The sequence below is a fragment of the Candidatus Synechococcus spongiarum SH4 genome (genome assembly GCF_000586015.1).
GTDB classification, from domain to species: domain Bacteria; phylum Cyanobacteriota; class Cyanobacteriia; order PCC-6307; family Cyanobiaceae; genus Synechococcus_B; species Synechococcus_B spongiarum_F.
In genome coordinates this window covers 1-11,739 of record NZ_JENA01000029.1, presented here as the reverse complement: position 1 = coordinate 11,739, position 11,739 = coordinate 1, and the positions used below count along the sequence as shown (strand labels likewise).

Sequence of the window (11,739 nt, the reverse complement as noted above, 5' to 3'; positions counted from 1 at the left end):
ATGGGATAATAGATGATGGTGTGAACTCCCTGCTGTTGCAGGGCAACCTGCACCCGGTTACGCATCTGGGCGCCGCCGCCGGGAATGCGCACCACGAATTGATTCCAACTGTGACCGGCTACCCCCTGGGTGGGCAACGCCAAGCCACCCACTTGGTCCAGGGCTTGACCGTAGGCCGCTGCGTGCCGCTGGCGGGCGCGGATCAAGGCGGGCAGATGGGGAAGCTTCACCAGCAGCACCGCCGCCTGCAGGGCGTCCAGCCTTGAATTGTAGCCCAGAACGTTGTGGACATAGCGCTCCGCCATGCCATGGACCGCCAATTCCCGCATCCGCTGCGCCAGTTGGGGGTCGTTGGTGGTGACGCAACCCCCGTCCCCGGCAGCGCCAAGATTCTTCGTGGGGAAGAAACTGAAACACCCCACGTCTCCCCAGGCGCCCACGGACCGGCCAGCCCAACGGGATCCCGTAGCCTGGGCGCAGTCCTCCACCACCTTCAGACCGTGACGGCGCGCCACGGCCATGCAACGCTCCATATTCACGGGGCAGCCAAACAGATGCACCGGCAGCAGCGCCCGGGTGCGCGGCCCAATGGCTGCCTCCAGCTTGTCCAGGTCCAACAGGTAGCTGCCGGGATCCACGTCCACAAACACTGGGCGCGCCCCCACCGCGCTGATGGCCTCGGCGGTGGCGAAGAAGCTGAAGGAGGTGGTGATCACCTCATGGCCGGGACCCACCTCCAGGGCCCGCAACGCCAGGATGAGGGCATCGGTGCCACTGTTGCAACTCACCGCATGGTCTGTGCCCACGCTCCGGGCAAAGGCGTTCTCGAACCGGGCCACCAGCTTGCCGCCGATGTATTGCCCCGAGTGGAGCACCTCCAGAACAGCCTGATCCAGGGTGGAACCCATGGTCTCAAGCTGTCTGCGCAGATCAAAGGGGGGCACGGCCATGGGGTGGTCCACTGCGCTTCAACCAAACCAGGGGGGGGCGGCCCCGGGATGCCACTTGATGTTGCAACCAATGGAGGGGCGTTGCCGGTCTGTAACCGGCTGACCCGTCAGGACCGCATCCAGGGCGGCCCGCAGGTCGGCCCCGTCACAGGGGACGCTGTTGCCGGGTCGGGATCCGTCCAACTGGCCCCGATAGACCAGCCCGTGGTTGGCGTCAAAGAGGAAGAAATCCGGCGTGCAGGCCGCATGGAATGCTTTGGCCACAGCCTGGTCCCCGTCATGGAGATAGGGCAACTCCATGCCAAGGCGCTGCTTCTGGGCCACCATGTATTCAGGACCGTCCTCCGGGTGAGTTTGCAGGCTGTTGCTGCTGATGCCCACAAGGCTCACCCGTTCTCTGTAGTCTCGATCAAGACGGGCCAGTTCCGGCTCCACGTGCTTCACAAAGGGGCAGTGGACCGCCAGAAACATCACCAGCACAGGCTGGGGGGGAAGTTGGCTGCTGGAGAACGCCTGGCCATCCTCCGCCCGTGGCAGTTGCCAGGGGGGCATGGATGTTCCCAGGGGAAGCATGGTGGATTCCGTGCGCGCCACGAGACTCGGGAGGTTGGGGAGCATGGGGGAGTGTAATGGCTGACACACCCCACGCGGGTTTCCATGCTCATCCCTTCTGCGGCAAGGTTCCGGCTGCTGCTTCCGTTATTGGCCCGGCATCGGGTCCCGTTGCTGGCAGGGGCCTGCTGCACCGTGGTCTATGTGGTCACAGACCCCCTCCTTGCCCAGAAGATAGGCCCCCTGATCCCAGCCATTGGTGGTGGGCGTTTCCAGGAGGCGCTGGGCATCATCGCGGTGGCCATGGCCATTTTCCTGGCCCAGAAGCTGGCCCAATACGGCCAGGACACTTTGCTGGCCGATCCATCCCTGCGGGTAAGCCAGGACCTGCGCCAGAGGGTCTTTGCGCGCCTGCAGCGGTTGGCCTTCCCCGCGTTGGAAAAGCTGTCCAGCGGTGATCTGTCTTATCGCCTCACGGAAGATGCGGACCGTGTTGGCGAGGCCGTCTACAAAACCATCCATGACAGCACTCCCAGTGGCCTGAAGCTGTTGGCGTTGCTGGGCTACATGGCCTCGAAGGATGGGCCGCTCACTGCAGCCACCCTGGTGTTGGCGCCGCTCATGGTTGGGCTGGTGGGCTGGTTTGGCGGCAAGGTTCGGCGGGCGGAGGAGCGGAGTCAGGGGCAGGTGAGTGAGTTGGCGGCGCTGCTGGCGGAAGCCGTTGGCGGCCTGCGCCTGGTGCGGGCGTTTGCCTCGGAGGAGTGGCTCCAGCAGCGCTTTTCTCAGCAGGTTGACGGACACCGCCGCGCCCGCTTCCGCACCCTGGAACTGGTGGCGCGGCAGCATCCGGTGGTGGGTTTTCTTGAAGCGACCGGGATCCTGGCGATCCTGCTGCTGGGCGCCTGGCGCATTCATACCGACAGCCTCACCACCGAACAGTTCAGCAGCTATATCGTTGCCCTGCTGATGCTCATTGATCCCATCAGCCACCTCACCACCAATTATAACGAGCTTCAGCAGGGGCAGGCCTCGCTGCGGCGCCTGCGGGTCCTGGAGCAGGAGCCCCTGGAGCCTCCGGATCCCCCCCGGCCCATCACCCTCGGCCAGGTGCGGGGTGAATTGCGTCTTGAGAACGTCCACTTCAGCCATACGCCAACGCAGCCCCTGTTCCAGAACCTGACGCTCCGTGTTCCGCCAGGCCAACTGGTGGCGCTGGTGGGCGCCTCGGGGGCCGGCAAGTCCACCCTGTTTTCCCTGCTGCTGCGCTTCAACATCCCCCGGACAAGGGCGCATTCTGCTGGACGGCAAGGATCTGTGCCAGTTGCGGGCGGCGGAGTTGCGTCGTCAGGTGGCCCTGGTGCCCCAGGATGCGTTGCTCTTTTCCGGAACCATTGCGGAAACCATTGACTTTGGCCGTGGCCATAGCCCGGCTGCCATCCGCCGCGCCGCGCAACTGGCCAATGCGGAGGCCTTCATTCTGGCCATGGGGGGCTACGGCGCCAGAGTTGAGGAGCGCACCGCCAACCTGTCAGGTGGGCAACGGCAGCGGCTGGCCATTGCCCGGGCCGTGGTGGGTAATCCGGCGGTGCTGCTGCTGGACGAGGCCACCAGCGCCCTGGACGCGGAAACGGAGGCCGCCGTGCAACAGGGCCTCAGGCGGGCCATGGCGGGGCGCACGGTGCTGGTGATTGCCCATCGCCTGGCCACTGTGCAGGGGGTGGATCACATTCTGGTGCTGGAGCGGGGGGGCATTGTTGAGCAAGGCACCCACCAACAACTCCTGAACCAAGCCGGTCGGTACGAGGAACTGTGCCGCCAGCAACTGATTCACACCGGGTGAGTGGTTCCGGGCCATGGCCCGGAACCAGCCGCCAAGTGTTAAACTTGCGTTGCAAAGTTTAATCCCACAAGGATGACCAACGAAACGCAGCAGACTCCACCATCAAGCAACACCCCTGTTTTGAGCTTCGAGGGCAAGCGTTACGACATCAATAGCCTGCCGGACGACATCAAGCAGGTTGTCATCGGCATGCAGGTGGCTGATGCGCAAATCAAGATGCATCAAGACACTGTCAAGCTGTTGACCATCAGCCGCCAAACCATGGGCAAGCAGCTCAACGAACGGCTGCGCACCATTAACCCTCTACCGGAACCACCGGAATCCACATAATCCCCTTATCCAACCCCGGTTCCGGAGAAGGGGACGGGGGAACGGGGTTGAGGCGCCTAGGCTTCAGGGCGGACAGTGGCAAAGATCTCCTCCAGGATGGCGGCAGCGCCCTGATCCTTGAGGGCCAAAGCCAACTGTCGGCCCACCGCTTCGGGGGTGTGGCGTGGCCCACGGCATTCATCCCGGATCAGTGTTTTGCCGTCCAGGCTGGCCACCATGCCGGTGAGGGTCACATTCTCGCCACTGATGGCGCTATTGACCCCGATGGGAACCTGACATCCCCCCTCCAACTCCCGCAGAAAGGCCCGTTCCGCCAGGCAGCGGTCCCGGGTGTCTTCATGGTTCAGAATACGAATCCGCTCCAGAACCTCCTGGTTATTCACCACGCATTCAATGCCAAGGGCCCCCTGGCCCACGGCATGGAGGGAAATCTCGGGGGCAATCACCTGGTGGATGCGGCGGGCCAACCCCAACCGCTCCAACCCCGCCGCCGCAAGAATGAGTCCGTCGTACAGGCCGGCATCCAGCTTCTCCAATCGGGTCAGCACGTTGCCCCGCACGTCCTTGAAGACCAAGTGGGGATAGTGGTGGCGTAACTGGGCCAGGCGGCGCAGGGAACTGGTGCCGATGCGGCTGCCCTCCGGCATGGTCTCCAGGCGGTATTGGCTGAAGCGCCCATGGACGGCCAGCGCGTCGGCGGGATCTTCCCGGGCCGTGATGCAGCCCAGCATCAACCCCTCCGGCAGCGCCGTGGGCAGATCCTTGAGGGAATGGACGGCAATCTCGGCCCGCCCCAACAACATCTGGACTTCCAGTTCCTTGGTAAACAGGCCCTTGTCGCCAATTTTGGCCAGGGCCACATCCAACACCTTGTCCCCATGGGTGGCCATGGCCTCCACCGACACCTGTAACCCCGGGTGGGCCTTTTCCAACTCCCCCTTGACCCAGTTTGTCTGCACCATGGCCAACTGGCTGCGACGGGAGGCGATGCGGAGACAGGGGGCTGGGATCACCGGGGAAAGGCGCGGGCAACACCCGCCAGCATAGGCCGCCGACCTGAGGTTGCCCTGGGTTCCCTACATGCTTCCCCCTACTTGATGTATTCCTTGAGGACCCCGTTCCGGTTGGGATGGCGCAGCTTGCGCAGGGCCTTGGCCTCGATCTGACGGATCCGCTCCCGGGTCACCTCGAAGATCTGGCCAATGTCTTCAAGGGTTTTCATGCGGCCGTCATCCAGGCCGTAGCGCAGGCGCAACACATCCCGTTCCCGGGGATTCAGGGTGGCCAACACACTCTCCAGATCTTCCCGCAGCAGGTTCTTGGCCACGTCCTGATCGGGGTTCTCGGCGCCGGACTCAATAAAGTCCCCGAGGCGGGAATCCTCCTCCTTGCCAATGGGTGTTTCCAGAGAGATGGGCAACTGGGCGCTCTTGGCAATGAAGCGCAGCTTCTCGATCGTCATCTCCATGCGCTCGGCAATTTCTTCTTCGCTGGGTTTGCGGCCCAACTCCTGACTCAGGGTTTTGGTGCTCTTCTTGATGCGGGAGATGGTTTCGTAGAGATGAACGGGCAGGCGGATGGTGCGGGATTGATCGGCAATGGCCCGGGTAATGGCCTGGCGAATCCACCAAGTGGCATAGGTGGAAAACTTGTACCCCTTTTCATGGTCGAATTTTTCCGCCGCCCGCACCAGACCCAGACTTCCTTCCTGAATCAGGTCCTGGAAGGAGAGGCCGCGGTTCATGTACTTCTTGGCAATGGACACCACCAGGCGCAGGTTGGATTGCACCATTTTTTCCTTGGCCCGCCGTCCCAGCTTCAGACGTCTCTTGAAGCTCCGGTAGGGCATGGCCACCAGTTCAGCCCACTCACTCATGGAGGGGTGGCGCTCGTTCTCGTGGAAGTAGGTCTCCGCTTCCTGTTCCAGGTAGAGCAGGTCCGCGATTTTTCGCGCCAACTCAATCTCCTCGTCCGGCCGGAGCAGGCGAATGCGGCCGATTTCCTGGAGGTAGACGCGAATGGAGTCTTCCGTGTACACCCCCTTTGCCCCAGTCCGGTGGGATTGGGCCCCATGGCGAGACCGCTTCTGGGTTCCCTGAGTTGTCCTGGCGGCCGGGGCGCCTTTGGCGCCTTTGCCGGCCGGGTTCCCGGTGGGGGATTTGGCGGCCGTGGCCGCGGGCCTGGTCTTCCCTGAAGCTTTGGACTGAATCGCGGCGGATTGTGGCGCTATGGATCCCCGGGAACCGGTTGTGGCAGTGGCGCTCCCACCAGAGCCCATGGATTCCGGTTGTGGCCGCCCGGGCTTGTTCTCCAAGGAGGTGGTCTGTGGTCCGGGCGCGGGCTGTCGTTGGGTGGTGGAGCGCCCTTGGGGCGCTGCGGCCGGGGGGACGCCCCCCACCGGGTTCCGTTGCCCTGATCCGGCCTTCGACAGGGCCGCTTTTGCCCGGTGCAGCGCTTCGGCTGTGAGGCGGATTCTGAGCCTGGTTCCCTTGGATCGAGCGCTGGCCTTGAGTCTGCGCAGAATTGCCTTGAGGCGCGTCACCCTCGGCGATGACGGCGGCGCTCCGTTGCGATGGACGGGAATCTCTGACGGTGATGGGGGCGTGGAGGGTGAAAACACGGGTGCCCGCCAACGGGTGACCCGGTGCCGGATGTTGATGGCCCCCCGGGGCAGTGGGCTCGACAAGGGCTGTATGGATTTCTGCTGACTGCTGGCTGTGGATTCGCCACAGTCTACTTTGGCGGCAACAAGTGGACTCATGGGCAAAAACCTGGGGGGAGGAGTGAACAAACCGCAACAGCATCCAGACGGCCAACCGTCTTCAACCGGGATTACTTGTCACCCCAATCAGCACACGGAAGGCATGGTGTGGCGGGGCGAGGGCGGGTTGGATTGATCGGCTGATTTTTCGGAAGGCTTAGGTGATCAACGTCAGCGCGGAGCGACGTGGGAAGTCAGTTCAAGAGTCAGGAAGGGCTTCCAGAGGACAGACCGGGGTCTCCTCTCTCCTGAGGCAAGCGACTGACCGCGCTCCACCTGATTTGGCAAGAGCCAAGATGCCATAATGCTAGACAACTCCCTACGTGTCTGCAACTCCCTTCTGGCGTCTGATCCTCCCAGCTTGTTGGACGTGTTGGTGGAGATTGGCCAGGGGACCCTGCTGCTCACCTACGCCAATCACCCCACTGAAGCCGCTGAACCCGGTGACCTGGTGTGGGCGCCTGTGCGGCAACGACTCCATGCGGGCCTGGTGACGGCAGTGCGCCCGGATCCCCCTGCCGGGATTTCCAGGGAGCAGTTGCAAACCGTTAAACACCTGATTCTGAAGGGGGCCTTCACCAGGACTTGGCGCCAGCTTGTTGGCTGGTGCGCCGAGCAAACCCACACCTCCCTGCTTCAAGTTCTGCGCACGGCCCTGCCGCCAGGGGTGCTGGGGCAACGGGCCGGAGGCCACAAACCCCGCAAGGGTCGGCGGCAAGTCTGGGTGCAACGACAGCCCCGCCTTGCAGCCGGGCAATCAGACCGGCAGGAGGCGACAGAACGTCAACAACACCTGCTCCAGTGTCTGGATCGCCATGGCCCACAGGGCTGCTGGCTGAAGGACCTTTTGCAAGACAGCGGCTGTAGCCGCGCACCGGTGGACAATCTCGCCAGGGCCGGTGTTCTGACCCTGGAAAGCCGCCACGATCAAGCTCCAGCGCGGCCTCAACCCCAGCCACCCGACTCTGGCGCCCCTCCGGAACCCCCGCGCCAACTCACCCCTGACCAAGCCCGGGTTCTGGCCTCCTTGACCACATCCCCCGGACGGGGGGGGGAAGTTCTGCTGTGGGGCGTCACCGGTTCAGGCAAGACCGAGATCTATCTCCAGGCGGCAGCCTTCTGGTTGGCCCAGGGACGGGACGTGCTCATCCTGTGCCCGGAAATCGGCCTGATCCCCCAGCTTCTGGAGCGCTGCCGCCGCCGCTTCCCCGACCGGGTTCTCTCCTACTCCAGCCACCTGAGCGACGGGGAGCGGCGCCGGATCTGGGAGCGCTGCCGCCATGGCGGCCCCTGGTTGGTGGTGGGAACCCGCTCCGCCGTTTTTCTGCCCCTGGCGCTGCCGGGCCTGGTGGTGCTGGACGAGGAGCACGACCCGTCCTACAAGCAGGAGGCCCCCATGCCCTGCTACCACGCCCGTGACGTGGCCCGTTACCGGGCAAGGCAGGATGGGGCGTATCTCCTGCTGGGCAGCGCCACCCCCAGCCTGGAGAGTTGGCGCCGGCGCCAGGCTGGCGGGTGCCAACTGCTGCGGCTCAAGGAGCGGGTGGCTGGCGGCCGTCTTCCTCCGATTCGGGTGGTGGACATGAGGCAGGAGTTGGCCAGGGGGCAACGCACAGCCATCAGCAGGCCCTTGCGGGATCGGCTGGAGACTGTCTGTGGTCGCGGTGAGCAGGCGGTGCTGTTTGTGCCGCGTCGGGGATACAGCCCGTTTCTGAATTGCCGAAGCTGCGGGGAAGCGGTGATGTGTCCCCACTGTGATCTGGCGCTCACGGTGCATCGCCATCACGGCCCCGGCGCCCGCCATGACGTTCTGCGCTGCCATTGGTGCAACCACCGGCAACCGTTACAGACCCGCTGCAACCACTGTGGCTCCACGGCGTTCAAGCCCTTCGGAATTGGCACCCAGCGGGTGGTGGAACTGTTGCAGCAACAACTCCCCGGTCTGCGCCTGTTGCGCTACGACCATGACACCACCCGGGGCAAGGACGGCCACCGGCGCATCCTGGAGCTGTTTGCCCGGCGCCAGGCGGACGTGCTGGTGGGCACCCAGATGCTGGCCAAGGGCATGGATCTTCCCAACGTGACCATGGCGGTGGTGCTGGCGGCGGACGGTCTGATGCATCGGCCGGATCTCCGGGCCCAGGAACAGGCGTTGCAGGTGTTTTTCCAGTTGGCGGGCCGGGCCGGGAGGGGCGCCAAACCCGGCGAGGTGCTGGTGCAGACCTATGCCCCGGAGCATGTAGTGGTGCGCAGCCTGGTGGAGGGCCGCTATGAGCGCTTCCTTGATCAGGAGATGGAAAACCGGCAGCGCCATGGGCTGGTACCGTATGTGCGCGCCTGCCTGCTGCGCCTCAGCGGCACCAGTGCCCGCGCCACTGCCAATGGGGCAGCACTCCTGGCCGCCCACTTGAGTCCTGACCTGGGTCGTCGGGGATGGACTGTGGTGGGTCCGGCGCCTGCCCCCGTGGCCCGTGTGGCCCAGCGCAGCCGCTGGCAGTTGCTGCTCCACGGACCGGAAGGTCCCCTGCCGCTTCCGTCAGGGCAGAATCTGCGGGCGGTGCTGCCCCGTGGCGTGGACCTGACCATCGACCCCGACCCCATGCACCTCTGAGATGGGGTGATTTAGCCGGAGATCATGGTGCCAATGCCGGCATCGGTGAAAATCTCCTGCAGCAGGGCGTGGGGAACCCGTCCATCCACGATGTGGGCGGAGCGCACCCCCTGGGCCAGGGCGCGGATGCAGCATTCCGTTTTGGGGGCCATGCCTCCACTCACCACGCCGTCGGCCATGAGGGCGCGGGCCTCGCCAATGGTGAGATGCTCCAGCAACGTGCTCACCACCCCCGGCTGGCGCAGCACCCCGGGCGTATCGGTGAGCAGGATCAACTTTTCCGCATGGAGCGCCGCGGCAATCTCACCGGCCACGATGTCGGCGTTGATGTTGTGGGACACGCCGGAAGGATCCGCGGCCACGCTGGAAATCACCGGGATATAGCCCTGCTCCAGCAGGGGCAGAAGCAGATCGGGCTTCACCCGCTCCACTTCCCCCACCAGCCCCATGGAGCCGTTGTCGTAGGTGCGGGCCTGCACCAGTTGGCCGTCACTCCCGGAAAGCCCCACGGCCAGGCCGCCTTGACGGTTGATGCCGTTGACGATTTGCTTGTTGACCCGTCCCACCAGCACCATCTCCACCACCTCCATGGTCTCGGCGCTGGTGACCCGCAGGCCGGCGTGGAACTCCGGCTCAATGGCCAGCTTGGCCAGCCAGGCGTTGATCTCCGGGCCACCCCCATGGATCATCACGGGACGGAGGCCGACACAGGCCAGGAGGGTGACGTCGCGGAAAACGGCCTGGCGCAGGTTCTCCTGCGCCATGGCGGCGCCGCCGTACTTGATCACCACAGTGCGGCCGGCAAAGCGCTGGATGTAGGGCAAGGCTTCGGACAACACCTGCACCCGGGTGAGGTCAGGGGTAATGGGCGGGGATGGTTCCATGGACACCCTGTTCAGCAACTGAGCAGTTGCACATCAACCCGGCGGGGGTCGGTCACCACCACGGCCGCCTCCAGACCTGGGCCGAAGAAACGGGCCAGACGATCCCTCCTGTCAAGCCAGGTCTCACTGTCCTCATCGGAACCCAGTTGAAAGCGCATGGTGAGTTGATAACGGCCCTGCACATCATCTTCCCTGAGCCCGATCAGTTGCGGCGGCTTGTCCTCCCGCCAAAGCTTGAGGGCCTCCAGGGAACTCTCCAGATGGGCCTTCTGGCCATAGCGCCAGCGCCGCACGTCCTTCACCAGCCGCTGCTGCACATCCGTCGCAACGGTTTGGCGCCGCTCCTTGCTCCGGACATCGGGCGGATGCAACCAGGGGACAGGGGGCAATTCCGACGATTTCAAGGCCAGACCGCCCAGGAGCACGGGGATACCGGAGAAGAGGCCCACCAGGTTGAGGACGGGGTGATCCGCGCCATAGGCAACCAGGCCAAACACGGCCAGGGACGCGCCGGAGACGGTGATCAGGCTTCCCGGGGAAAAGAGGGAACCCATGGAGCAATTGCAAAAGCCATCGTTCAGCATGGTGGATGGCGGCAACCCTTGCGCTTCCGCCCCACTGTTCAACGTCGATCACCACCCCTATGGCCACCCCCAACCCCATTCCAGACCAGGGACCGGAGCGCATCGCTGCGCTCGTTCAGGCCCTACAGGAGGACCGCCGCTGGTTGCTGCGCCACCTGGACGAGGGGCACTGGAGCGCGTTCCGCCTGGACCTTGCCGCCCTGGAACGGGAGTTGGGCCAGTTGCTGGAACTCTGCGAAGCCCGGACGGAATCCGGTTGACAGACTGATTGGCCTGGGCGCCTAGAAGGGAATGTCGTCTTCGGGATCCAGATCCGACGTGGAATCCGGCTCCGGCACCAGGGGCTGGGCCGCCGCCGGGATGGCCGATTCCGGCTGGGGAGCCTGGAGCGGATGGAGACGGCTGAGGGTGAGTTCCGCCTGCTTCTGCATCCCCACACCGTCAGGACGGGGCGTGCTGCGCATCATGAGGCGGCCTTCCAGCAGCACCTTCCGGCCCGGCTGAGCCTGCTGCTCCACGGTTGTGGCCAGATCCCGCCAGGCGGTGACCTTCAGGGTGGGCTGGGGGTCACCCTCCCGCAGCGGGTCGAAGCACACCAGCATCTCCGCCACGGGGATCTGGTCCCCCTGGGTGTAGCGCAGTCTGGGGGCTTCCTGCACAACAGCCTCAAGCAAGCAGTGGTTCATGACAGTTGTTCCTCCTGGAAGGACGTAAAGACGATCTGTGCAATGGGGTAAGCCACTGGAGCGGACCAGGGGAACACCGACGGATGCGCCCTTGGCGCCAAGGCGCTTACCTGCTCTCAGGTTTCCCCTCTGGCGGTGGTTCCACCCTAATTCCTCAACTCCCCGTGATGGTCTCTTCCCGGAAATGCCGCAACTGGATCTGGTTGGTGGCCGGCACGGAGGACGGCGTCTGGGCCGCCCGGCAGTTGCTGGACCTGTCTGTGCCGGTCCGGATCCAGGTGGTGAGCCCGGGAGCCTGCCGGGCCTACGGGCCGTTGACCGCCAACCCGGCCTTCCAGTGCCAGGCCATGGCCCTGAGCCCGGCAGACGTTCGCCAAGTGTTGGCCGGTCCGGCGCCGCCGGCGCTGGTGGTGGACGCCACCCATCCCTTTGCCCTGCGGATCACCCGGACGCTTCACGCCGCCTGTGGTGCGTCAGCCACCCCCTACCTGCGCCTCCAGCGCCCCCAGCTCCAACCGGAGGCAGCCACCGTGGTGGACCG

The 11,739-nt window shown here is 64.8% G+C and carries 12 protein-coding genes and 2 pseudogenes; 7 read left to right on the top strand and 7 right to left on the bottom strand.

Annotation, left to right across the window (positions count from 1 at the left end; translation table 11 throughout):
* The coding region (locus BG35_RS0102630; protein ID WP_025781580.1) for a DegT/DnrJ/EryC1/StrS family aminotransferase at positions 1-950 on the bottom strand (950 nt) is incomplete at its 3' end.
* A gap of 18 nt (positions 951-968) precedes the next feature.
* Complete coding sequence (locus BG35_RS0102625) at positions 969-1,568, bottom strand: thioredoxin family protein (RefSeq protein ID WP_034416658.1); 600 nt, start codon at positions 1,566-1,568, stop codon at positions 969-971.
* A 39-nt stretch (positions 1,569-1,607) separates the two neighbouring features.
* Here BG35_RS0102625 and BG35_RS09930 point away from each other — a divergent pair.
* A pseudogene (locus tag BG35_RS09930) lies at positions 1,608-3,342 on the top strand (ABC transporter ATP-binding protein).
* Between the two features lie 72 nt (positions 3,343-3,414).
* Positions 3,415-3,672, top strand: coding sequence for a DUF6447 family protein (locus tag BG35_RS0102615; RefSeq protein ID WP_025781578.1), 258 nt, complete (start codon positions 3,415-3,417; stop codon positions 3,670-3,672).
* Positions 3,673-3,728: 56 nt separating this feature from the next.
* Here BG35_RS0102615 and hemC read toward each other — a convergent pair whose 3' ends face one another.
* Entirely contained in the window at positions 3,729-4,682 is a 954-nt protein-coding gene (gene hemC / locus BG35_RS0102610; RefSeq protein ID WP_025781577.1) for a hydroxymethylbilane synthase, read from the bottom strand.
* A gap of 80 nt (positions 4,683-4,762) precedes the next feature.
* Positions 4,763-5,725 (bottom strand): annotated as a pseudogene (gene rpoD / locus BG35_RS0102605) (RNA polymerase sigma factor RpoD); the annotation flags it as partial.
* An 18-nt stretch (positions 5,726-5,743) separates the two neighbouring features.
* Here rpoD and BG35_RS14065 point away from each other — a divergent pair.
* The 3 genes from BG35_RS14065 (at position 5,744) to priA (ending at position 9,044) form a co-directional block, all read left to right on the top strand.
* On the top strand, positions 5,744-5,866 hold the full coding sequence (locus BG35_RS14065; protein WP_373276957.1) for a hypothetical protein: 123 nt from the start codon (positions 5,744-5,746) through the stop codon (positions 5,864-5,866).
* Between the two features lie 82 nt (positions 5,867-5,948).
* Entirely contained in the window at positions 5,949-6,380 is a 432-nt protein-coding gene (locus tag BG35_RS14060) for a hypothetical protein (RefSeq protein ID WP_025781575.1), read from the top strand.
* 423 nt (positions 6,381-6,803) lie between these two features.
* Positions 6,804-9,044, top strand: a complete 2,241-nt coding sequence (priA, locus tag BG35_RS0102595; protein WP_236619751.1) for a replication restart helicase PriA — start codon at positions 6,804-6,806, stop codon at positions 9,042-9,044.
* A gap of 11 nt (positions 9,045-9,055) precedes the next feature.
* Here priA and argB read toward each other — a convergent pair whose 3' ends face one another.
* Entirely contained in the window at positions 9,056-9,928 is an 873-nt protein-coding gene (argB, locus tag BG35_RS0102590) for an acetylglutamate kinase (protein ID WP_025781573.1), read from the bottom strand.
* 11 nt (positions 9,929-9,939) lie between these two features.
* Positions 9,940-10,512: a DUF2854 domain-containing protein gene (locus BG35_RS0102585; protein WP_236619750.1), complete on the bottom strand. Its 573-nt coding sequence runs from the start codon at positions 10,510-10,512 to the stop codon at positions 9,940-9,942.
* Positions 10,513-10,571: 59 nt separating this feature from the next.
* Here BG35_RS0102585 and BG35_RS0102580 point away from each other — a divergent pair, with 59 nt between their 5' ends.
* Positions 10,572-10,772 carry a DUF8666 family protein gene (locus BG35_RS0102580; RefSeq protein ID WP_025781571.1) on the top strand — a complete coding sequence of 67 codons (201 nt, stop codon included), beginning with the start codon at positions 10,572-10,574 and terminating at the stop codon, positions 10,770-10,772.
* Positions 10,773-10,793: 21 nt separating this feature from the next.
* On the opposite strand, the gene BG35_RS0102575 is transcribed toward BG35_RS0102580, so the two are convergent.
* A complete protein-coding gene (locus BG35_RS0102575) occupies positions 10,794-11,198 on the bottom strand; it encodes a single-stranded DNA-binding protein (RefSeq protein ID WP_025781570.1) in 405 nt (134 codons plus the stop codon).
* A 167-nt stretch (positions 11,199-11,365) separates the two neighbouring features.
* On the opposite strand from BG35_RS0102575, the gene BG35_RS0102570 reads away from it, so the two are divergent.
* Positions 11,366-11,739: precorrin-6A/cobalt-precorrin-6A reductase (locus BG35_RS0102570; protein ID WP_236619749.1), on the top strand; the 374-nt coding region annotated here is incomplete at its 3' end.